Source organism: Bacillus sp. XT-4 (assembly GCF_050864245.1).
Lineage (GTDB): Bacteria > Bacillota > Bacilli > Bacillales > Bacillaceae > Bacillus > Bacillus altitudinis.
Window position 1 is genome coordinate 315,768 of sequence record NZ_JBPAFI010000004.1, and the last position, 22,211, is coordinate 337,978.

The window sequence follows — 22,211 nt, forward strand, 5'->3', positions numbered from 1 at the left end:
GGGGGTGAACATATGCCAAGGGAATTAAAAAACGCAAAAATTACACATGTTTCCTATGTGGACAAGGCCGCCAATCAAAAGAAATTTTTCTTTATGAAAGCAAAGAAAAAGCAGCCTGACTTTCAAAAAGAAGTCAGTGTCCTGACGAAGGCAGAGGATGCGCATCGCCTCGTATATGGTGTCGTGTATGAACCGAATACACCTGATGCACATCAAGACTTTATGTCGGCCAAAGAAATTGAAAGGGCAGCACACGGTTTTATGAAAGATGCCCGTCATATTGATAAACAGCATGATTTTCAAGACGGTGTTGGCGAAGTCGTCGAATCATACATTGCCCCAGCGGATTTTGAAGTAGGCGGGGAGCTGATTCAAAAAGGATCTTGGGTACTTGTGACAAAGGCATCACAAGATATTTGGGACCAAATTCAGCAAGGCCATATTACAGGCTACTCAATGGCTGGAACAGCAGACATCATCGCAATAGAGGAACACGATCAGCTCCTATCTCAAGAAACGAGCGAGAGAGGGCTTTTTTCTTTGCTGAAAAATTTCTTTTTGAAAGAGGAAGGTGCAAATATGCCACAACAATTTTGGAGCGTTTTAGATCATCTGCTGGAAACGTTGCAGTCAAGTGATGGTGATGAGTCTAGCGTAAGAGCGGCACTTGAACAATTGATTCCAATCGTGCAGGATGTGTTGAAAACAAATGATGTCCTCCAAACGATTGGCGAAAGACCAGCATCCGTTCAAAAGCAAGATGCCGGATTAACGACTGATCAAGTACGCGAACTAGAAAAAGCAAAAATGGCCATCGACAACGTTTTACAAGCGGATAAACAAGGGACAGATCAAACAGGTGAAGAAGAACCTGTACAAAAAGTGCTGGAGCAAGTGGTTGCGCCAATTCGTCATCAGCTCTCTTCCTTAGAGAAATCAGCAGGCAGAGAAAAAGCAGCGATTCAGGATGTGCTTCAGCAGCAGCTACTGCCTATTTCAGAGCGGATACACATGCTTGAAAAAGCGCGGGGCATTTCTAAACAAACAAATCACGATACACAAAATGATATGACAAAGCCCATATGGGATGGCTTACTATAAGCCTAAATAAGGAGGAAAAAGTGTGAGAAATCAAGAGTTGATTCGCAAGGCTGAAATGACACTTGCCAGCTTAAAAACAGGCGGTCTCATGAACGCAGCCCAATCCAACACATTCATTAGAATGATGCAAAATACACCAACCGTTTTAAATGATGCACGTATCATTCCAATGGAAAGTGATTCACAAAAAATCGAAAAAATCGGCTTCGGTCAGCGCATTTTACGCCCAGCAGAAGAAGGCAAAGCGCTGGATGCAAAAGACCGTGTTGTCCCAGCGACAAGCACTGTTCAGCTTAATGCAAAAGAAGTCATTGCTGAGATTCATATGACGTACGACAGCATTGAAAACAACATTGAAAAAGACGGGATTCAGCAGACTATTATGCAAATGCTGGCGGAACGAGCGGCAGTCGATATTGAAGAACTGATCGTTAACGGTGATACAACATCACAAGATCCATTTTTAGCTCAAATGGATGGCGTACGAAAACAGGCAGTTTCTCATATTGTCGATGCAAATGGAGCGGAAATTAGCCGTCAAATGTTCAAACAAGCCTATAAAGCGATGCCGTCAAAATATTTACGTGTACCTCAGGATTTCCGTTTTTATACATCCCCAAGTTTAGAGGTCGAGTGGAAAGACCAAGTAGCAAACCGTCAGACAGGTCTCGGAGATGCGGCGATTCAAGGCGGACTTTCTTCTGCATTCGGTGTTCCGGTCAAAGGTCTTGCCAATATGCAGCCATATGATGAAGAAGGAACAGACGTATCAGATATTTTACTGACACACCCGAAAAACATTATCGTAGGGTTTTCTCGCAATATTCGTATTGAAGTAGAAAAAGATATTCGCAGCCGTAAGTTTATCATTGTTCTAACAGCGAAGCTCGACAGCAAATTTGAGGAAGAGGATGCTGTAGCCAAAGTAATGAAAGTGAAAGAGTAGGTGACAGCAGGCTATGATCATTTCTGCTGAGGAACTACAAGCCTATTCTGTATTTGATCGCGTGAAAAATCGTTCTGTAGAGAGACTAGCGGCAGATATTATTGAAGCAGAAGCAGCGGTATTTCAAATGGTCGGGCACGATTTTACACATGAAAAATATCAGCCCATTCCTGAAAAAGCAAGGATCGCCTTATTAAAAATGGCCCAGTATTTTGCCATGCTGAATGATGACGAATCCATGATGAAAGGCTTGACTTCAGAAAAAATGGGTGATTATTCATATGCAAAGGCAGCGGACAAAGTGAAAGGCAGACCTTATGTGTATGCCCTTCTTGTTGATTATATTGAACCTTCATTAACTGGCGGCAGCGCCAATTTAAAGGTGAGATCATTATGAGCTATGATTCTCTATTAACGGATCGCTGTGATCTTTTTCACTTGGAGAATGAGGAGGCAGTCCGCGGCAAATTTGGTATACCAGCAGGGGATCTGCAAACGGATCTCACGTATCCTGATACACCAAGTATGAGAGATGTGGCTTGCTATGTTGTAGAAAAAAGCCAGTCACTCGTGCAAGAAGAACCGAATACAGTCATCTATCAGTCCTATCTCGTCCATTTCCCTTTAGCAAGCGACATTCGTTTGCATGACAAAATGGTGTGGAACGGCATCTCACTCAAGTTGCAGCAGCCAAAAAGAGTGAAAAATCATCACATGGAAGTGATGGCCGTCAGAAAGGAAAACCTATGAAAATTGATGGACTTGACCGGCTGCTATCTCAGCTCCAACAGGCAAATAGTGGCGGCTTAACGGCGCAATATCAAGAGTGGTTACAGGAAATGGGCTTACAGTTTTTAGACATCATTCAAGATGAAATCATCAAAGAAAAGGCTGTTGATACAGGCCGTCTCCTCAATTCCTTTCAAAAAGGTGACAAGGAGAATCACTTTCTCACTTCCCGAGGCGGGCTCACGCTAGAAGTAGGGACACAGCTTGATTATGCCTCTTACGTGAATGATGGACATGCCATTTCTTCAAATGGAGAACGAAGATGGGTGCCTGGCAGATGGAACGGCAGCCGCTTTGAATATGATCCGAATGCCAGTACTGGCATGATGCTTTCATCTCAATGGATTGAAGGAAATGGGTACTGGGATCATGCCGTCATGCTCTATGAACAAATGTTTGAACACTCGCTGGATCGAAAGCTTCAAAGCTGGATCGATCGACATTTTGGGAGGTGATGGAATGAATCAAGAAGTCGGGGCAATCATGCATTATATATACACACACTTTCCTGTGAAAATGTATGATCGTCTTCTGCCAGAGCGTTTCCAAGTGCCATCTGTTTATGTGCCGCCAGTGACTGTCATTAGTGGTCCAGATACAGTGTCTACTTTTATGAAATCTTATTCGCTGCAAGTGAAAGTGTTTCATATGGATACAGAAAAAGCGCATGATGCGGCGGAAACAGTCGTCGATGCATTGCTTGCTGATCGTCAAATCATTCAAATGATCAGTGAAGATGGAGAGGTGCTTGATGATTATGTCCGCATAAAAAGAGTGGAAACAAGAATCATAGATCAAGGTGTAGCAGCGATTGTCCTGACGTGGGATAGCAGCTATTGGTACAACCGAGATAAACAGCCAAGCCTAGAAGATATCAATTTTTCAGATGGGGTGATCAAACGTGAGCAAGACTAAAAAAACACAGCTCGATCAAACAGCGGGCGAAGAAAAAGAATTTGGCTTTTCATTTGAAGCCTTAAAAGAGCACAGCAAGGATCTTTTTGGGGTAAAACCAGAAATCCTTGAAGGTGCTCTTTTTTATATCAAACATCAACCAATTACAAAAACAGAAGCAAAGAAGCACATCGATGCTTTTTTGTCCAAGGAGGTTTAAAGGATGAACGGAGGCACTTTTACACCAGGTACAGAGAAAAAGCGTCCTGGCATTTACTTTAATTTTAAAACAACAGCAGAGCAGCGAATTACTTTAGGCGAGCGAGGAACAGTTGCACTTCCTCTTGTCATGAGCTGGGGAGAACCAAAAACCTTTATTTCCGTTTCCGATATGGAAGACTTAAATAAAAAGGTCGGGCTCAACATTGATGATAAGTCACTTCTTCTTTTCCGTGAAGCGAAGAAAAAAGCGCAAACGGTCTTGCTTTACCGCCTAAACGAAGGAGAGCCTGCCAAAGCGGAAATCGCAGAAAACTTTGTGGTCACAGCCAATTATGGTGGTCAAAAAGGAAATGAGATCACCATTCAAGTAGCAGAAAATGTACTCGACAGCACAAAACGTGACGTCATCACCTATCTTGGAACAGATATTGTCGATAAACAGGTGGTCAAAGATGTCAAAGATCTTGTGAAAAACAAATACGTTCAATTTTCTGGAGAAGGTGAAGCGGTCATTACTGCTGGCGCGGCTTTAAGCGGCGGGAAAAACGGTGTGGCAAGTGTCGCAGATTATACAGCTTTCCTAGAAGCAGCTGAAACGGAATACTTTGATGTCATTGCACTCCCAGTCGATAATAGTGAGCAATTAAAAGCAACATTCGCGTCATTTATTGAGCGTTTACGTGATAAGCAAGGACGTAAGGTGCAAGGCGTTGTGGCTAACTATGCAGCTGATCAAGAAGGAATCATCAATGTCACAAGCGGTGTTGTTTTAGAAGACGGAACAGAACTGACGCCTGCTCAAACAACAGCTTGGGTCGCAGGAGCAAGTGCAGGAGCGACTTTTAATCAGTCACTGACCTTTGTTGAATACGAAGGCGCAGTCGATACATTAGAGCGTCTTGATAATGATCAAGTAGAATACCGTTTATCACAAGGAGAGTTTCTTTTCACTTTCGATGCAAGAGACCGCACGGTGAGCGTTGAAAAAGATATTAACTCTTTGACAAGCTTCACGGTTGAAAAGAACCAGCAAATGGCGAAAAACAAAATCATCCGTGTGCTAGATGCAATCAACAATGATTTAACATTTGAACTGAAAAATTTGATTAAATTACGCAAAGCCAATGGCAATGACATTCCAGCATCTGATGATGGAGTGCAGCTTGTGAAAACACTGATTACACAGTATCTCACACAACTTCAAGATGGAAGCGGCATTACAGGCTTTAACTCAGAAACAGACATCGTCATTGGCCTCAATGAAGATCGTGATGGATTTATCATCGATTTAGCAGTACAGCCAGTAGACGCAGCAGAAAAATTCTATTTCAATGTGGAGGTGAAGTAAGATGGCTTTTAAAGCGCAAAATACAATCTCAGGTAAAGAAGGTCGTCTTTTCTTAGAAGGTGAGGAACTTGCCTTTATCAAAACGTTTGAAGCAAACGTGGAGAAAAATAAATCAGAAGTGAACGTAATGGGCCGCCGAATGACTGGTCATAAAACAACAGGGGCAAACGGAACAGGAACGGCAACATTCTATAAAGTTACGTCACGATTCGTTCAACTCATGCTCAACTATGTGAAAAAAGGGGAAGATCCTTATTTCACTCTTCAAGCGGTAATTGATGATAAATCATCAGGCCGAGGCACAGAGCGTGTGACATTATTCGATGTCAACTTTGATTCAGCTAAAATTGCTGGACTAGATGTCGATTCAGAGGCACTTGAAGAAGAAGTTCCATTTACATTTGAAGACTTTGATCTGCCTGAAAAGCTGAAGAATTCTTTCTAAGTAATGTGGAGGAAATTAGCTAATTAATTAGCTAAATAAAAACCAAATATGCTATAATGCAAATGTAATGAAAAATGAATGCATTTGTAATGCACATTGCATTCAATAACACACAAAATGATGTTTACATGCAAAGCGATTTGCATACAATAAAAAGAAGCCAGGATGCGCTAACATCCCGGCAATGTACAATGAGGCCCTTCAAGGGGCTGGCTTATCAATTAGATAGTTTTAAGGATAGACTTTCCCTTTCACCTACCAAAGCTCAAGGGGGAGTCTATTTTTTGTTTATATACGTCAACAAAGCAAGGATAAACATCCCGAATAAAAGCATTAGGGAAATCGCTTGGAACGTTGACATGAGCATCACCCCCTTCCTATCGGGGATGAGCCAGACACCCTTGAGCAAGCCGTTCAATTGTACGAGTTATATTATACATGAAAAGATTGGAAAGCACATTCAAAAATGGATGTGCTTTTTTGTATTCAAAAAACAAACAAAAGGGAGTTTTTAAACATGAGCGAAAAACAAACATTTGATCTTTCATTTTTTATGCCAGGACAAACAGTAGAAGCAGAAGAGGTCAAAGTACCAATTTCTAAGCGTTTTGTTGATAAAAAAGGGAATGTCATTCCTTTTGTCTTCAAAGCGATTACTACGGAACGTATTGATGAACTGGAAAAAGAAAACACCACGTTCAAAAATGTCAAAGGCAGAGGCCGCGTAAAAGACTTAGACAGCCAGCGCTTCTATGCACGAATTGCCATTGAATCGACGATTTATCCAGATTTCCGCTCAAAGGAATTAAGAGAAGCCTACAGCACACAAGATCCAGTTGAAGTTGCAAAACGTGTTTTATCTGTCGGCGGTGAATACGCAAACTGGTTAAACAAGGCCATTGAAATCAATGGATTCGAAGACGAAATTGAAGATTTAGAAGACGCAGCAAAAAACTAATAAAAGATGGGGATAAGGAAGCGGTGTTTTTATATTACGCCATGCACGAGCTTCACTATTCCCCATCAGAACTCCTCGATTTATACGAAGCACCAAGACAATTTAAGGCATTCTTATTCGGACTCATCAGCTACAAACTCGACATGCTAGAAAAAGAAGCAAAGAAAGGAGGGAAATAAACTGGCGAAGCTCACTGCACGATTTGAATTAGAAGACAAAGTATCAAAGAAGCTATTGCGCATTCAAAAACGATTTCAAACGTTTGAGAAGCAGCTCAAACCATTTAGAAAACCGGTGAAAATAAGCCTGGAAATGGATGAAAAGAAGCTAAGGAACCTCAATTTATCGATGAGAAGGTTTTCTGTATTGTCCATGAAGCTAGATCAAGGAATCTATCGTGATCTCAAATCATTAACAAACCAGCTGAACATGATACCGAAACAGATGGTCATATCGATTCAAGCAAAAGGACTAGATGTCATTAAATCCAGTATAGATCGATTGAAACAATCCGGAACAAGTCCAATCCTGGTGACGTTCAAACTGAATGATCAGTTGTCAGGAAAAATGTCATCAATCAAAAAATCAATCCTTCAGCTCATGAACAGAACGTACTATATGAGATTAAACATGGTTGACCAAGCCACTGCTGCCATTCAACGAATCAAAAAGACACTCAAAAGCTTGACAATGGCTAAACATGAGATCAGAGTGTCTGTTCAAGACAATGCAAAGAGTAAGTTGAAAAAACGAGATCAGGCAGAGTCAGTTGTGAAAGAAAAGAAAATCAAAAAAAAACCTAATGCGACAGCTGCTACAAAAACGCAGGAAAACAAACAAAGCTGGCTGGGGAATTTGGGGAACAAGGCGTTAAAAGAAATTGAAAAATATGCAGGTGACGTCTCAGATAAATTGAAGGAAAAATTAAGCCCAAGGAAATTTTGGGATGAGAAGGCGCTACCTTGGGTTGAAACGAAAATAGACGAATACAAGCAAGAAGTAATAGGACGAATTAGTGAGAAAATTAAAATCAATCCTGAAGAGTATCTAGATAAATGGTTTAACAAAGGATTAGATTTGATACTTGGTCCGAAAAACCAATCGAGCGAAAACAACACTAACTCATCAGCTCAAAATCAAACGACAGAAACCCCAACAAATCCAACTCCTAATACGCAGCAAAATAATCGAAATGGAAAAGGTTTGTTTCGTAGTAGTTGTTGCCCTTGTTGTGCTCGTGGTTTAAGTAGGCGTGGCTCTAATAGGACAAGAAATAGAAATGGTCGTTCACAAAGACAACCCTCAAATCCTACCGCCACAACAAGAACGGAGAGGTATAGAAGACCTCAAGGTAGATTAGGAAAACTTAAAACAAGTGCAGGTAAGATTTTTGAAAAAGTACCTAGTGGATTGAAGAAAACCACAGGCATAGTAGCCTCTGTAGCCGGACTTGCGGGCTTGATGAAAGGTAGTGGAGGGCTAAGTGGATTAGGAGGTGTACTTAAAAATATAGGAAAAGGAAGTAGCCAGCTTTTAAAGAGAGTACCTATCTTGGGGAACTTATTAAGTGCTACAGATTTGATAGGAACAACGAAAGAAAACGTTGGAGAAAAAGTAGGTGGATTCTCTGGAGGGCTTGCAGGAGGAATCAGTGGAGCAGCAATAGGCCAAACTCTAATTCCTATACCGTTTGTAGGAGCTGCTGTTGGGGGTGTTGCTGGGAGCATCGCCGGAACTTTAGGTGGATCAAAACTTGGGGAATTATTTGATACCTCAAAATTAAAAGAGAATATTTCAAATACGTTATTTAGTGAGGATTGGTGGAGTGAAAAGTGGGGAAGTGTTAAAACCTCCGCAGAGAAATCTTTAGGGAACTTAAGTGAAAAATGGGAAGATATAAAAACAACAGCATCTAATACACTATTTAATTCAGAATGGTGGGCAGAACAGGCCGGGTACGTTACTGGAGCTTTAGAATCTACTGTATTTAATGGAGAATGGTGGAGCGAGAAATGGGATGCTATCAAAGATTGGACGCAAGAAAAATGGGACGGTGCAGTCGAGATATGGAATTCTATCACAAAAAAACTTGGTGAGACCGTTTTTAACGGAGAGTGGTGGGGAGAAAAATGGGATAGCGTAAAAAAATGGACCAAAGAAAAATGGGATGGTGCCGTTGATATATGGAACTCAATTAAAGGAAAAATCCGTGAAACTGTCTTTAATAAAGATTGGTGGGGCGAGAAGTGGAATGATGTAAAAAATTGGTCGAAAAATAAATGGGAACAATCAAAAACAATTTGGTCAGCTGCAAAAGCAACTGCTTCTTCTACCCTATTTAATAAGAACTGGTGGACAAATAAGTGGAATGATGTAAAGTCTTGGGGTAAAAATATTTTAGGAGATACATGGGATTTAATTAAAAGTAAAGGCGCGGAAGTTATTGGTAAGCATATTGTGAAATTTGAAAAAGGTCGGGAAAAAGGGCGGAAAGATTTTAAACCTGATCAAAAAGCCACAGGCGGCTATATCACCCAACCTACCTTATCATGGATTGGTGAAGCAGGTAACGAATTTGTCATTCCAACTCAAAATAATCGGGGACGTGGGAAGATGCTGCTTGCACAGGCTGCTTCTCATCTTGGAATGTCTGTTGTGCCAAGCAGCAGCGGAGCAGCAAGTCCAGTTTCTAGCTCTCCAACTCCAATAACGCCAAATGCTCCAGCAGCTCCAAATGCTTCTGCCGGTTCGATTGGTGGAACGGTTTCAATGAATGGAAACATCCAAGCCGCCAGCATAGGCGAGCAATTTAATCATGATTTTGAACAAGGGCTGAATCAAAAGGTGGTTTCACTTGATCAATGGAAGCAAAAAAACATTCAGCAGCCATTTAATCAAATGACATCAGATTCAGGAAAGTACGGACAACAAACGGTATCGGCATTTGCTACTGGCCAGCAAATGACACCAACAGGAACTGACAGCTTTTTGCAAAGTCGTGTAAAAGCACCATACCAACAAGTGATGACAGCATCACCAACTTGGGGTTCTGGAACTGTTAGTGGCTTTGCATCAGGTCAAAATGCCACATCAATTGGCACAAACCAATATGTAGACCAACACGTCAAACAACCATTCCAGCAAGCCAAACAAGAATCACCAGGATGGGGTTCAGGAATGATTGACGCCTTCAATAGCGGCATGCGTTCAAAAGCAAGTGAAGTCACACAAGCTGCCAAAGAAATGGCGAAGAAAGTGGAACAGGCGTTTAGAGAAGAACTAGACATTCATTCTCCTTCACGTGTCATGATGAGTCTAGGGAAATTCGCATCGATTGGTGTCGTCAAAGGGCTCGATTCAGTTGATGTGAAAAAGTTTGCTGAAAATCAAGCGGGTTCATTAATCGGAGCGTTCAGCGGTATGGGTGCTTCAGGTCTTAGTGTTCAGCAATGGCTCATGGCAGCTCTGATGGCCACTGGTACATCGATGAGCTGGCTTCCAGGTCTTATGACAATCGCTCAGCACGAATCAAATGGTAACCCGAAAGCCATCAACTTGTGGGATTCCAACGCCAAGAAGGGAACGCCTTCTAAAGGGTTAATGCAAACCATTGGACCGACCTTCCATTCCAATAAAGGCAAGGGCATGAATGATATTTGGAACCCAATTCATAATGCCGTAGCAGCCATTAACTACATTAAGGGCAGATATGGAACAGTCTTCAATACACCGGGATTACGGAGTATGAGAAGAGGCGGTCCTTATAAAGGCTACGCCAATGGCGGTCTGATTACTCAGGAGCAGGTAGCTAGAGTCGGTGAAGGAAACAAACGCGAATGGATTATTCCAGAAGAAAGAGGCATTCGCGGGAGATATTTATTGACGCAGGCAGCCAAGGCACTTGGGATGCAAGTCTATGATCCATCAAATGCATCTGCTCCTTTACCAGAATCACAGATGCAGCAAGTCACCTCAGCACAGTCAGCTGGGACTGCAACAACGTCTAGTAATAAACAAATCACCATCCAGTTCAATGGTGATCAGCATTTCCATAATGGACAGGATCAGCAATCGCTTGTCGAAAAAATTAGACAAATGCTTGTAGACGAATTGGAAGTAGAGCTTCAGACAGGAACGAAAGGGGTCGTGATCGATGGGTAAATCAGTGTATCAATTGTGGATTTCCCAAGGCAAGGAGAAGTTGCGATTCCCTGTGCTTCCATCCGAACTTGAGATCACAAATAATGTACAAAATGAAACAGTAAAGGTCTCCTCCTTTGGAGAACTGACTTTTATTGATGTACCATCGGCTAAACAAGTATCATTCACCTCATTATTTCCTAAGAAATATTCGCCAATTGCTGAATATAAAAGCATTCCATCACCAGAGAATGCAATAGCGAAAATTGAACGAATGATGCGTTCAAAGAAGTCAGTGCGACTGATTGTGACAGGGACTAAAATCAATATGACGTGCAGCATTGAGAGCTTCACACACAAGGAAGGGTCTTATGACATAGGCGATCGTGAATTTACGATCGAGTTAAAGGAATATAAAACCGCATCGCCTAGGAAAATCAAGCGAAAGAAAAAAGCGAAACAAACGAAAAAGAAAAGACCCTCAAAAACACCACCAAAATTGTACACTGTCAAAAAAGGAGATACTCTTTGGGCCATTTCAGGCCGTTTTTATGGCGATAGTACAAAATGGCGGCGTATTTGGAATGCCAATAAAGCAGCGATGATCAAACGAAGTAAACTCAATATTAAACAGCCGGGATATTGGATTTTTCCAGGGCAAAAATTGAAAATACCACAATAGGGGGGCTGACATTGATTGAGCTTTTTGCCATCAGAAGCGGCACGATGTATGAGCTTGTCACAGAGAGTGTGACACTTCAGGGGCAAAGGTATCAGGCCCCTCGCTCTATTCAGGCGAATATTATCACAAAGCAAGGCAGTCAAACATATTACCGTGTCTCAGAAGGAGACACGGTTCTTTTTAAATGGAAAGGAAAAGAGCTGTTCAGAGGCATCGTGTTTTCTAGGACGCCTGTTGAAGGAAAGCTGACCTTTACCGCATACGATATGCTCCAATATTTAGTGAAAAACCAAGATGTATATGTTTTTTCAAATCAACGGGCAGATCAAATTTTGAGGCGGATCGGGGCAGACTTTCAAATTCCTATGACATCCATCACAAATACAGGACATGTCATGAAGTCTCTCGTCTTTAAAAATGACACGAGTTTATATGACATCATTTTAAAAGCATTGAAGGAAACGAAGCGGCAAACCGGTAGAAATTATCAAATTTATTCTGCTAAAGGCAAGATGGGGCTGAGAGCTTGGCCCGATCCAGAGGACGTGTGGGTCATTGAATCAGGCGTCAACCTCATCGGTTATCAGTACAGCACCTCCATTGAAGAGACAGCAACACGTGTGAAGATGCGCACGTCTGTAGACGAACAGGGTAAGAATAAGAAAAAAGGTAGCAAATCAGATATTGTGGTGATCGAACAGGACAAAGCGGGTCAGAGTCAGTACGGCATTTTACAGCATGTGGAGACGGTCACAGGTCAAATCAACCAGCCGCAGCTTCAAAAAAGAGCGAAAGTACGCCTAGCTGAAAAAAAAGGCGTCAAACAAGAAGTGAAAAGCATACAAGCACTCGGAATCCCTGAACTGCAAAGCGGTTTGCCAATCTATTTGAAAATCCCTGAAATCAACATCAAAAAAACTTACTGGATCGATCAAGACAAGCATGAATTCAATGGAGTGAAGCACACCATGACAATTGACGTCGTTGAGAAAAATTCCATGCCAAAGGGTGATCAAGCATGAGATTAAGTGAAGCAATTAAACGACTCGCTGTCAATGCAGTAGACGCAGCTTCTCCAATTGATCTGGTGATTGGAGAGGTCACAATGGCTTCGCCTCTTCACATCCGATTAAATGAAAATAGTAAGCTGATCATTCCGGAAGAACTGCTTATTTGGCCTAAACGCTTAAATAAGGGTGAGGATGATGAGTTGAAAAGGGGAGACAGCATTATGGTACTTGCAATGGCAGGAGGGCAGTCCTTTTACATCATCGACAAATTGTAAGGGAGGTGATGAACGTGGCACTTTCACCAGAGGAAGAAATCGAGGAAACAGAGGAAGATGAAGAGGTAGAAACCTCGACGACGTATCGCATAGATTTTGAAAATGGCAGGCTGACAAATGAAGCCATTACAGGCATTGAATCGATCCGTCAATTTATTTATATGACATTGCGAACAGAGCGCTATGCACATCCCATTTACAGTCACGATATTGGCACTGAAATTCAGGAGCTATTGACTGATACTGAAGCAACTGATGAATACAAAGAAATGGAGATTCCAAGATTGCTTGAAGAAGCATTGGTCGTTGATGAGCGGATTGATCATATTGAAGAGATAGAGGTCACGAAGCAAAATGATGCCTTTCAAGTCAAACTAACCATTGTCACAGATGAAGGCACATTAGAAATAGAGGAGGTGATGGAGGGAGATGTTTGAGGAGCAAACGTATGAGGCGTTGATGGAAAGAATGCTGGACAGGCTGCCAGATGACATAGATAAAAGAGAAAACAGCGTCATTTGGAATGCCTTGGCGCCTGCTGCTGCTGAACTGGCTCAGTCGTATATTTGGCTTGATCAAGTGTTTGAGCTTGTCTTTGCTGATACAGCACAGGGGGAATTTTTAGATCGCCGAGCGGCAGAAGTAGGGATTGAACGAAAGCCAGCCACCAAAGCGGTGTGGTCCGTAACCATTCAACCAGAGAACGTAAACATTCCAGCAGGATCAAGATTCTTTATTGAAGACGTTTATTTTCAATTTTCAAAGGACGGTACACTAGAATGCGAGACAACTGGTACAGCCGGCAATGGGCAATTAACAGGTCAGCCGCTGCTATCGCTTGATACCATTCCAGGTCTAGAGTCGATGATCATGAAGGAATTGGTGATACCAGGGCAAGAGGAAGAAGATGATGCGTCATTATACGATCGGTATTTAATACGCGCAAGGCGAGAGGCTGTCAGTGCCAACAGAGCACATTACAAAAAGTGGGCCGAGGAAGTGGTTGGTGTCGGCAGAGCGAAAGTGTTCCCGCTATGGAATGGAGAGGGAACGGTCAAAATTGTCATCACAGACGGCAATCTAGATGTAGCCTCTGAGCTTCTTGTCAAAAGGGTCCAGGAGTATATCGATCCTGTACCGGGAGAAGGAGAAGGGCAAGCTCCTATTGGCTCAAAAGCAACTGTGGAAAGCGCCAAGTGGCTGGATATTGACGTAGAAGTGTCCGTCGAACTTCAGATGGACTGGACACTTGAGGGTGCGCAAAAAGAAATAGAAGAAAAGGTCAAAGCACTGTTAAAATCAATCGCATTTGAAAAAAGTACGATTCGAATGTCCGCTTTAAATGATATTTTGTACCATTCAGAGAGTGTGTCCGATTATGCAAACGTCTTATTGAATGGGGAGTCAAAAAACTTAGTATTACAGGACATTGAGATACCACGTCTGAGGCAGGTGAAGGTTATTGAGCAAACTTGATGAAATGAAAAACTACTTGCCGCCATATTTCACAGAGATTTATGATGTGGATCATTTACTAAAAACGGAGGCGCCAGAGTTTGAACAATTGGACGAATCCATTTTTGATGTAACGGATCAGTTCTTCCCTTTAACAGCGACGTGGGGATTGAATCGGTGGGAGAGAATGCTCAAGGTGCAGCGAGAGTCAGATGATTCGATTGAGCTGCGCAGGGCACGATTACTCAATATGATGTCGAACATTCCACCAATTACGTATCTTTCATTAGAGAAATCTGTGAATCGATTTCTTAAAAATCCAAGTGCGATCATCCGTCTTACAGTCAACCGTTATCATTTTGCATTGCGTGTCAACCTAGATGACCTGCAAAACACAAGATATATCGTCGAAATACTCGAAACGTTAAAGCCAGCACATTTGGCGTATACGTTCACCGCCATTCATCATACAGATGTTCATGAAAAAAATGATCATCACCAGCGGCTCACACTGCGAAGCAGAGTGGGCTTTTTCGATCATATTCCAATTTTACTCAATGGTGAATTCGTATTAAATGGAACGTTCTATCTTAGCGGGATACGAGGTGCTACGGAGGTCCCAGCTCGTTTTCGGCATTCATTAAAGATGAGAATGCCGCTTCAACAAGAGAAAGAAACAGCATATCGTATGAATTATGTCATGACTGGAGCATCTCATGAAACGAAGCAAGCAGCTACGCTGACTTTTCGCGCAAAGAACCAGCTTTTACATCAAACAAAAAAGAGGATGACGTTCCGCTTACCAGTACATGTTCAAAATGAACAAGGCGGCAGTTTACTGATTAAGGAGCATTACTGGATTCTCGATGGATCCGTTCCACTTGATGGATCAAAAATGCTAGCAGCAACTTCTAAAAAAATAGACCTATAAGGAGGATCACAATGGCTGATCAATTAACCGTAACCACACTATATGCACGTCAACAAATGGCAAAGGCACGAGCAGAAGGAACAAAACTCACAAAAGTCGTCAAAATGGCGTTCGGAAGTGGAGGAACAAAGGATGGAAAACCAATCTCTCTTGACGGAACCGAACAAGCACTCAAAAAAGAACTGATTCAAAAAAATATTGACTCGTTTACCTTCATGGAACCGGCAAAAATCCGCTACACCTGCACCATCGCTGAAGGAGAACTCGCAGGCGAAGTCATCAATGAACTAGCCCTTGTCGACGAAGCGGGCAAATTCACCGCCATCCGAACCATGACAGACAAACAAAAAGACGGCGACATCGAATTTGTTTTTGAGATTGATGATATTTATTAATGGAGGGGAAAAGAAGTGGACATAAAATCACCTTTACCGTTTGAAACCTCTGACAAAGCCCATGCCAACTTATTTAACCGGATGGTCAACACACTTGTGGAGAATGACAATGCGCTCAGTCAACAAATAGCAGGGATCACGAATGAAAGTTTATTCAAATTAACAGGCGATCAAGCCATTCAAGATGCATCAGTCAGCGGCGAGGAATATCCAATAGGTATTACGTTTATGGATATTGGACAAGCGAATGATACCGGTTATCCTACGAGATTTGGCTTTGTGAAAAATGAAAAATATAGTAACTTTCGATTTATTCAATATTACTATGGAACTGGAAACGAAGCAGGCAGCTATTTTGATAGTACAGGTACGTGGTGTCGTCACTGGTGGACGGGGTCTGGCTGGACTGAATGGCACAAAATCTCAGGGTTTTGTCATGCCAATATAGGTACAACTGGAAAGCAGTTATTAACCAAAGGAGAGTATCAAAAAGTCCTTTTTAATCGAAAAATTAAAGACAGTCATAACAATTTTGATATCAAAAATAATCGGTTCATCTGCCCTGAAAACGGAATGTATTCAGTGAATGCAGGTGTTTATATTGAAAGCTTTCAACGATACGCGAACTTTGAATTATCGATCTATTTGAATGGAAAAAGATATAAAAATATTGCTCACCATAGACAAAGCCCTGCAAGCCCATCTGATACATTGAGCTTAAGTACCGGGCTTTATGGTGCTGCCAATGTGCCAGCGAATAAGGGAGACTATTTAGAAATGTACCTATATGTAGGGTATGACGGAGACGTTAGTCGATATGTGTCGGAAAATTCAGGCTGGTACAACTATTTCGACATTACAGAAATAGGCGGACGAAATTTCCCGAGAGTATAGGAGGATTCTGATGATTTTATATGAAGCCATTAAGTATAAATACCCCGATGCAGACCCGCAAAAAGATTTTGAACTTAGAAATGACGGAGACGGTTCGTATATAAACGAGTGGCATCTAGATGTGCCCGAGCCAACGGTAGAAGAATTGAAAGAATGGTGGGAGGAATGTCAAATCAATCCAAGATATCAACCACCTCTGCCGCTAGATTATCTAGCACAAGAAGTAGCTAAAGAAAAGCTAATGAGAAAACAGCTTGAACATCAATGTAATCATTTAACAAGCGAACTAAAGAAGCTAAAAAATGAGATCCTTTTATTTAAAGGAGATAGTGAATCATGAATTATTGGGTAATGGCATTATATTTTAAATGGGTGACCCCTGAATTGGTCAAACAAGCAGTCGAACTAGGTGATTGTTCAATGGAAGATTTAAATGAAGGATATGAGCAAAGAATTCTTACTCTAGAGCAGCTGAAAGAAATGGCACCAAGCATCAAAGAAAGGGAGTGAAAATTGAATGGAAGTAAAAGAACCAAAGCCTTTTGAAGTAAATGATAAAGCACATGCTGATTTGTTTAATGACATGGTCAAAGTACTTCTTGAAAATGATCATAGATTAATAGAGCAGTTCTTAAAACATACAAATGATGCGAAAGTACACGCATCTGAAATAGAAAAGAAAAAATGGAATGATTCACAGAGCTATAAAATCACAGCAGATAGTGGAAGACAGCTGATCAATGTGTCAACTGATGGAAGAATATTTGATGCGATAAAAGATAAAGGAACTTGTACATTTTATGCAGCTGCTGGTGTGGAGGATTCCCCGGCTTCATCGAATGTTTCAATCAGGGGACTGCAGACAGTAGGACAAGAAAATATCGGCACTGGCTTTGCGGTGGATAGTTCTGGGATTGCTTATTCCTTTTATTATCAGACCGGTCATACATCGATTACTTGGACAAAGCTGCCTACAGAAAGCGATAGAAACAGGTGGGATAACGGTCAATTAGTAAAAATCACTCAAGATAATGGAAAGCCCTTTTATCATGGATTTTCTAGCGAGACAGACTACAATACCCTTACTGAGACAGGGATGTATCTCATATATAATACAGGAGTAAACGGTCCCTCTTCTTCCTTGAATCGAGTGTTTTTATTGGTCATGAGTTATGGCAATACATTAGTTCAAATAGCTTATGAATCTGTTTATGGGAAGAACACCTACTTTAGAGTTCTTAAACACAATGCAGAATCATGGACACCTTGGGAGAAGCAAATAACGCTTTCCGATTTATTAGATGGTGCTTGGGAAACACCTAAAGAAATTAAAGGCAACTGGCAAGAATATGATCCTGTTAATTTACCAGTTAAATATCGAAAGAATCTCTTAGGGGAAGTCGAGATCGTAGGTGCGATAAAAGGTGGGATTTTAGGAAATAATCCAGTGTTTAACTTGCCTGCACCATATCGGCCGCAGCAAGCGATGCATTTTATAGGAGTTGCTTCAAGTATAGGGACACCAGGAGTACCTCAATTTCATCGTACATTAATAGATAAGAATGGAAATGTATGTGTGCAGTCTTCTTCAAATAATGCCAATCCCACTGAGTTTATTACATTTGGTTTTAAGTTCAGTACAAGATAATGTAATAAAACTGAAAGGTGAAAGGAGAATCTGATGGAGATAAAGACACCTCGTATTTTCAAAACCAGTGACAAAGCCCATGCGGAACTGTTTAATAACATGGTTAAAGTAATTCTTGAAAATGATGCTGGACTATTGGACCAAATCAATCAACACAAAAATGACACAACATCTCATGCAGCTGAAACAGAAAAGCAGAAATGGAATCAATCCCAGCTCTATAAAATGACGAATGATAACGGGGCCCAGTTGGTTAATATCCCTGCTGGCGGGAGTATTTATAATGGAATTAAATCTTTAGGTGCCTGTTCATTTTATGCGCCAGGAGGTTCTGGAGTAGTCGATTCTCCCGCAATCGGGAATGCGGCTTTAAGAGGCTTTCAGTTAGTAGGTCAAAATAACATCGGTGTAGGAATTGCAATTGATACATCGGGCAACGCATTTTGTTTTTCCTATCATGTGAATGATGTCGGAATCAACTGGCTTCAATTACCTACTCAAAATGAAAGAAATAAATGGGATGCAGGACAATTATCTAAAATTACTGCTGATGACGGAAGGGCTTACGAAAGAATTAATGCAAATGATCCTAGTATTTTAGATAAGCTCACAAAATTACCAGGCGTCCATTCGTGGTATATCCATGAAGCACACCCTGATCTGCCAACAAGAAGTTCTATGAGAGCCTTATCTGTTTTTAGTGAAAATACCTATGGCTGGATTATAGGGGCAAATAATACAGGTGATATGTACATCAATCGATCAACGACTGATGTCACGGGCACTCAGCAAGAATGGAGCGGGTGGAAGAGGCTGAACGATCATCCATTATTAAATGCAAATGGAACTAGAATGCTTATTCCAACTGGCACAGATATACTCACCTTGCCCTCTGGTTTTTATTATGTCTCTGGAACGAATGCAGTGAATATGCCAACGACGACCGATGCCTCGTGGTTTAATGTAGATATTCTAGAAGCAGCCGGTAAACGTAAGACTCTTCATATCATTAGAAGTTATGACAATATGCATTGGTTTGGAACAGTGCATACTGATGGTGTTTTTACTGGCTGGAAACGTTTGTTAACCGACACAGAGAAAATAGAATGGAAGTCCCCAACCACTCTATTAAACGGATGGAAACAATATGGCACTCAAAAAGTGCAATTTTATAAGAATCCATTTGGAGAGGTGGAGTTAATTGGAGCTATGACAGGAGGTACTATAGGTTTTGAAGTACCTGCTTTCACATTGCCAAGTGGTTATCGTCCTATACAGGGGATGCATTTTATAGGGGTAGCATCAAGTATTGGTGCTGCTTCAACACCGCAAACACACAGGACACATATTAATACTGATGGTAATGTGTATATACAAAGCGTTTCCAATACGACAAATACAAATGAATTTATTACTTTCGGCTTTAAATTCATATCGGCACAGGAGGGATAAAATTGAAATGGATATATAAATACGATGATAAATTCAATTACATCCCGGGAGAAGAAATAGAAATTGAAGAAGGCGAAGACATCCTAAAAGGGCATACAGATGTAAGACCTCAAGATGGTTTGTATAAAGGTAAATACAATGAAGAGAAAAGGGCATGGTATGAGTCGGCAACTCTAGAATACATTGATCACTTTCAGGTAAAGCCGCTGCCAACATCAGATATGGATCTATTAAAACAGCAAAACGCCGATTTGCTTGAGCAGCTGGCCGAGTCAGAAAAGAGAGCAAAAGAACAATCAAAAACAACATCAGAACTTGTCATGCTGCTGACTGAAAAGGGGGTTATGTAATTGGATTGGTTCCGTAGTATTTCATTGTTCTATCAATGGAAGTGTTATGAAAATGAAGATGTAGCAAAATTTGTTCGTTTCGAGAAGATTACGCCGGAACAATACAAAGAAATAACAAACGAAGAATATGCAACTAACGCTGAATAGGCGTTTTTATTTTGCCTTCTTTTAGAATGTGCAAAGTGAGGGAGTAGGTGAGTGTAGTGGAAATGGATTTGACTCAATATTTAATGACACAAGGACCGTTTGCGGTGTTGTTCTGTTGGGTGCTGTTTTACGTATTAAACACAACAAAGGAAAGAGAAAACAAACTCAATGAACAAATCGAGGCGCAAAATGATGTGTTAGCAAAGTTTAGTGAGAAGTATGACGTCGTGATCGACAAGCTCGATAAAATTGAACGGAATTTAAAATAGGAGGAAAACATCATGAAAACATTCGACAAAGGCACTGTGATTCGCACAGTGCTTCTTTTTATTGCGCTTATCAACCAAACGCTTGTCATGTTTGGACAAACAGTGCTGCCGATTAGCGAGGAGCAAGTGCAAACCGTAGGAGAGGCACTATATGTGGCAGGTTCCACAATTTTCACTATGGTCACTGCCGTGATCGCTTGGTTTAAAAATAATTATGTGACCTATAAAGGTCAATTGCAAAAAGATGCCCTGAAACAAAGAGGGTTAACAAAATAATTTTTGAAGGAGAAACAATATGGTGAAGATCATTCAAGCACTCATCCCAAAACAAAATCGCAACAGACCAGGAAACAGGATGAAGCCGCTCTATATTACGGTGCATAATACATCGAACACTGGACGGGGGGCTGATGCGGCAAATCATGCAGCATTTGTTGCTCGGGCAAGTACCGGGGTTAGCTGGCACTACACGGTCGATGATCAGGTCATTTATCAGCATTTACCTTTAAACGAAAATGGCTGGCACGCAGGAGATGGCAGGGGAACCGGCAATATGAAATCAATTGGAATTGAAATTTGTGAAAATGCAGGCGCTAACTTTGAACAGGCTGTTAAAAACGCCCAATGGCTTATTCGGAAACTGATGGAGGATTTAGGAATTCCTTTATCTAACGTGGTGCCACATAAGCATTGGAGCGGGAAGGAGTGTCCGCGTAAGCTGTTAAATCGGTGGGATGGCTTCAAAGCTGGTATTGCATCAGCATCTACAAGTCAAATGACAACAGCTAAACCTGTGAAAGAAACATCTATCAAAACCATATCAACGAGATCAACATCTAAAACCAACAAGGTCAAAAAAACATACAGTTTGCCTGCAGGTATTTTAAAAGTGACGAAGCCTCTTACAAAAGGGTCAGCTGTAAAAGCTGTACAACAAGCCTTAGCATCGATTTATTTTTATCCTGATAAGGGAGCGATCAACAATGGAATCGATGGGTACTACGGACCCAAAACTGCGAATGCAGTGTCTCGATTTCAAATGATGCATGGGTTAACCCCGGATGGCATATATGGTCCAAAGACCAAAGAAACATTAAGTAAGGTCATAGAAAGTTAACACATATGGAATGAATCAACCCTTATCCATTATAAAAAAAGTAAAATAAAACCATTTTTGGCGTTATTTGTTGTATAATGGTAAAAATGAATGGAGGGGTTGTATGAAGCGGATATGTGTAATGATGTCTCTTTGTTTCATTGTCATGTTCCATTTTAATATGGAAAAGGTTGCAGCTAAGACCATTTATCGAGAAGTAGAAGTTGATTTCATCATGACGGAACAGGAAAAAGATCTGTGGGTACCAGGAGGTCAAAATAATCCTGAACAATATCCATCTACTTATGGCTACCAATTTTCTATACTAAATGCAGAGGGTTGTACTTTAGAGGTGACACTCTACAGAACATCCTTATCAGGAACGGATTTTCCGTCATCAGTCAAAGAGTATACAGGTAACCAATATGATCTAAGTGCAACAGACCGAATTTTATCAAGTGGGCGCTACATTTATAGACCCCATGGTATTAAACTGACCAAAAAAGAAGGCTGTGGGGATGTTGAGATAAAAGGAGTCTTTGGTTATCAAATTCAAGAACCAGACAAATAAGCTTTTATGAGTAAAATCAAATGAAAAAGCCTATCCATCATTGGATAGGCTTTTGATAATGGAGCATAGCGGGATCGAACCGCTGACCTCTACGCTGCCAGCGTAGCGCTCTCCCAGCTGAGCTAATGCCCCGAAGCATTACGACATAACTTATTATAATCAATCCTCCTGTAAAATTCAAGCTGTAAAACAC

At 41.2% G+C, this 22,211-nt stretch carries 31 protein-coding genes and 1 tRNA gene; 30 read left to right on the plus strand and 2 right to left on the minus strand.

Annotation, left to right across the window (positions count from 1 at the left end):
* Positions 1-12 precede the first annotated feature (12 nt).
* From ACRRMM_RS13760 to ACRRMM_RS13800, 9 genes are read left to right on the plus strand one after another with little or no spacing between them, the layout of a single operon-like run.
* Complete coding sequence (locus tag ACRRMM_RS13760) at positions 13-1,101, plus strand: XkdF-like putative serine protease domain-containing protein (protein WP_428828574.1); 1,089 nt, start codon at positions 13-15, stop codon at positions 1,099-1,101.
* Between the two features lie 22 nt (positions 1,102-1,123).
* Positions 1,124-2,047: a phage major capsid protein gene (locus ACRRMM_RS13765; RefSeq protein ID WP_008344119.1), complete on the plus strand. Its 924-nt coding sequence runs from the start codon at positions 1,124-1,126 to the stop codon at positions 2,045-2,047.
* Between the two features lie 13 nt (positions 2,048-2,060).
* The gene (gene yqbG / locus ACRRMM_RS13770; protein WP_007500574.1) at positions 2,061-2,444 is read left to right on the plus strand and encodes a protein YqbG; all 384 of its coding nucleotides are present in this window, start codon (positions 2,061-2,063) and stop codon (positions 2,442-2,444) included.
* Positions 2,441-2,797, plus strand: a complete 357-nt coding sequence (locus ACRRMM_RS13775) for a YqbH/XkdH family protein (protein WP_017367938.1) — start codon at positions 2,441-2,443, stop codon at positions 2,795-2,797. Before yqbG ends, ACRRMM_RS13775 begins: the two co-directional genes overlap by 4 nt.
* Complete coding sequence (locus tag ACRRMM_RS13780) at positions 2,794-3,291, plus strand: HK97 gp10 family phage protein (RefSeq protein WP_025207873.1); 498 nt, start codon at positions 2,794-2,796, stop codon at positions 3,289-3,291. Before ACRRMM_RS13775 ends, ACRRMM_RS13780 begins: the two co-directional genes overlap by 4 nt.
* Positions 3,292-3,295: 4 nt before the next feature.
* Entirely contained in the window at positions 3,296-3,751 is a 456-nt protein-coding gene (locus ACRRMM_RS13785; RefSeq protein WP_041091933.1) for a phage tail terminator family protein, read from the plus strand.
* Entirely contained in the window at positions 3,738-3,950 is a 213-nt protein-coding gene (locus ACRRMM_RS13790; protein WP_008344108.1) for a hypothetical protein, read from the plus strand. Before ACRRMM_RS13785 ends, ACRRMM_RS13790 begins: the two co-directional genes overlap by 14 nt.
* A 3-nt stretch (positions 3,951-3,953) precedes the next feature.
* Positions 3,954-5,300 carry a phage tail sheath family protein gene (locus ACRRMM_RS13795; RefSeq protein ID WP_041091932.1) on the plus strand — a complete coding sequence of 449 codons (1,347 nt, stop codon included), beginning with the start codon at positions 3,954-3,956 and terminating at the stop codon, positions 5,298-5,300.
* A gap of 1 nt (position 5,301) precedes the next feature.
* On the plus strand, positions 5,302-5,745 hold the full coding sequence (locus ACRRMM_RS13800; protein ID WP_003213309.1) for a phage tail tube protein: 444 nt from the start codon (positions 5,302-5,304) through the stop codon (positions 5,743-5,745).
* Between the two features lie 277 nt (positions 5,746-6,022).
* On the opposite strand, the gene ACRRMM_RS13805 is transcribed toward ACRRMM_RS13800, so the two are convergent.
* On the minus strand, positions 6,023-6,112 hold the full coding sequence (locus tag ACRRMM_RS13805; protein ID WP_074041930.1) for a putative holin-like toxin: 90 nt from the start codon (positions 6,110-6,112) through the stop codon (positions 6,023-6,025).
* A gap of 150 nt (positions 6,113-6,262) precedes the next feature.
* Between ACRRMM_RS13805 and ACRRMM_RS13810 the strand changes: the two genes are divergently transcribed.
* The 21 genes from ACRRMM_RS13810 to ACRRMM_RS13910 all read left to right on the plus strand — a co-directional run bounded on the left by ACRRMM_RS13810 (position 6,263) and on the right by ACRRMM_RS13910 (position 22,018).
* Complete coding sequence (locus ACRRMM_RS13810; RefSeq protein WP_008344099.1) at positions 6,263-6,703, plus strand: phage tail assembly chaperone; 441 nt, start codon at positions 6,263-6,265, stop codon at positions 6,701-6,703.
* Positions 6,704-6,744: 41 nt separating this feature from the next.
* The gene (locus ACRRMM_RS13815; protein ID WP_008344097.1) at positions 6,745-6,882 is read left to right on the plus strand and encodes a hypothetical protein; all 138 of its coding nucleotides are present in this window, start codon (positions 6,745-6,747) and stop codon (positions 6,880-6,882) included.
* 1 nt (position 6,883) lies between these two features.
* Positions 6,884-10,864 carry a transglycosylase SLT domain-containing protein gene (locus tag ACRRMM_RS13820; protein ID WP_432450826.1) on the plus strand — a complete coding sequence of 1,327 codons (3,981 nt, stop codon included), beginning with the start codon at positions 6,884-6,886 and terminating at the stop codon, positions 10,862-10,864.
* On the plus strand, positions 10,857-11,525 hold the full coding sequence (locus ACRRMM_RS13825; protein ID WP_008344093.1) for a LysM peptidoglycan-binding domain-containing protein: 669 nt from the start codon (positions 10,857-10,859) through the stop codon (positions 11,523-11,525). The genes ACRRMM_RS13820 and ACRRMM_RS13825 overlap by 8 nt, the downstream gene beginning before the upstream one ends.
* Before the next feature lie 11 nt (positions 11,526-11,536).
* Entirely contained in the window at positions 11,537-12,547 is a 1,011-nt protein-coding gene (locus tag ACRRMM_RS13830; protein ID WP_017358995.1) for an XkdQ/YqbQ family protein, read from the plus strand.
* On the plus strand, positions 12,544-12,810 hold the full coding sequence (locus tag ACRRMM_RS13835) for a DUF2577 family protein (protein WP_017358996.1): 267 nt from the start codon (positions 12,544-12,546) through the stop codon (positions 12,808-12,810). The genes ACRRMM_RS13830 and ACRRMM_RS13835 overlap by 4 nt, the downstream gene beginning before the upstream one ends.
* A 14-nt stretch (positions 12,811-12,824) precedes the next feature.
* Positions 12,825-13,247 carry a DUF2634 domain-containing protein gene (locus ACRRMM_RS13840; protein ID WP_008344087.1) on the plus strand — a complete coding sequence of 141 codons (423 nt, stop codon included), beginning with the start codon at positions 12,825-12,827 and terminating at the stop codon, positions 13,245-13,247.
* The gene (locus ACRRMM_RS13845) at positions 13,240-14,286 is read left to right on the plus strand and encodes a baseplate J/gp47 family protein (RefSeq protein WP_008344084.1); all 1,047 of its coding nucleotides are present in this window, start codon (positions 13,240-13,242) and stop codon (positions 14,284-14,286) included. The genes ACRRMM_RS13840 and ACRRMM_RS13845 overlap by 8 nt, the downstream gene beginning before the upstream one ends.
* Positions 14,273-15,196 (plus strand): YmfQ family protein, encoded by a 924-nt coding sequence (locus tag ACRRMM_RS13850; protein WP_035701130.1) that lies wholly within the window; start codon positions 14,273-14,275, stop codon positions 15,194-15,196. The genes ACRRMM_RS13845 and ACRRMM_RS13850 overlap by 14 nt, the downstream gene beginning before the upstream one ends.
* A gap of 11 nt (positions 15,197-15,207) precedes the next feature.
* Complete coding sequence (locus ACRRMM_RS13855; RefSeq protein ID WP_008344081.1) at positions 15,208-15,591, plus strand: phage tail protein; 384 nt, start codon at positions 15,208-15,210, stop codon at positions 15,589-15,591.
* A 15-nt stretch (positions 15,592-15,606) separates the two neighbouring features.
* Positions 15,607-16,485, plus strand: coding sequence for a hypothetical protein (locus tag ACRRMM_RS13860; protein ID WP_008344078.1), 879 nt, complete (start codon positions 15,607-15,609; stop codon positions 16,483-16,485).
* Positions 16,486-16,495: 10 nt separating this feature from the next.
* The gene (locus ACRRMM_RS13865) at positions 16,496-16,825 is read left to right on the plus strand and encodes an XkdW family protein (protein WP_146270391.1); all 330 of its coding nucleotides are present in this window, start codon (positions 16,496-16,498) and stop codon (positions 16,823-16,825) included.
* Entirely contained in the window at positions 16,822-16,995 is a 174-nt protein-coding gene (locus tag ACRRMM_RS13870) for a phage portal protein (protein ID WP_017359001.1), read from the plus strand. Before ACRRMM_RS13865 ends, ACRRMM_RS13870 begins: the two co-directional genes overlap by 4 nt.
* 7 nt (positions 16,996-17,002) lie before the next feature.
* Complete coding sequence (locus ACRRMM_RS13875) at positions 17,003-18,133, plus strand: pyocin knob domain-containing protein (protein WP_008344072.1); 1,131 nt, start codon at positions 17,003-17,005, stop codon at positions 18,131-18,133.
* A 33-nt stretch (positions 18,134-18,166) separates the two neighbouring features.
* Entirely contained in the window at positions 18,167-19,585 is a 1,419-nt protein-coding gene (locus tag ACRRMM_RS13880; protein ID WP_008344069.1) for a hypothetical protein, read from the plus strand.
* Positions 19,586-19,587: 2 nt separating this feature from the next.
* On the plus strand, positions 19,588-19,935 hold the full coding sequence (locus ACRRMM_RS13885) for a hypothetical protein (protein WP_008344067.1): 348 nt from the start codon (positions 19,588-19,590) through the stop codon (positions 19,933-19,935).
* Positions 19,936-20,082: an XkdX family protein gene (locus tag ACRRMM_RS13890; RefSeq protein ID WP_008344064.1), complete on the plus strand. Its 147-nt coding sequence runs from the start codon at positions 19,936-19,938 to the stop codon at positions 20,080-20,082.
* Between the two features lie 56 nt (positions 20,083-20,138).
* On the plus strand, positions 20,139-20,351 hold the full coding sequence (locus ACRRMM_RS13895; protein ID WP_008344062.1) for a BhlA/UviB family holin-like peptide: 213 nt from the start codon (positions 20,139-20,141) through the stop codon (positions 20,349-20,351).
* 12 nt (positions 20,352-20,363) lie between these two features.
* Positions 20,364-20,627, plus strand: a complete 264-nt coding sequence (locus tag ACRRMM_RS13900) for a phage holin (protein WP_008361671.1) — start codon at positions 20,364-20,366, stop codon at positions 20,625-20,627.
* Positions 20,628-20,646: 19 nt separating this feature from the next.
* Complete coding sequence (locus ACRRMM_RS13905; RefSeq protein WP_146270389.1) at positions 20,647-21,468, plus strand: peptidoglycan recognition protein family protein; 822 nt, start codon at positions 20,647-20,649, stop codon at positions 21,466-21,468.
* Positions 21,469-21,571: 103 nt separating this feature from the next.
* A complete protein-coding gene (locus tag ACRRMM_RS13910; RefSeq protein WP_017359003.1) occupies positions 21,572-22,018 on the plus strand; it encodes a hypothetical protein in 447 nt (148 codons plus the stop codon).
* A gap of 59 nt (positions 22,019-22,077) precedes the next feature.
* Here the strand turns inward: ACRRMM_RS13910 and ACRRMM_RS13915 are convergent.
* Positions 22,078-22,150 (minus strand) — tRNA-Ala (locus ACRRMM_RS13915).
* Positions 22,151-22,211: the final 61 nt, after the last annotated feature.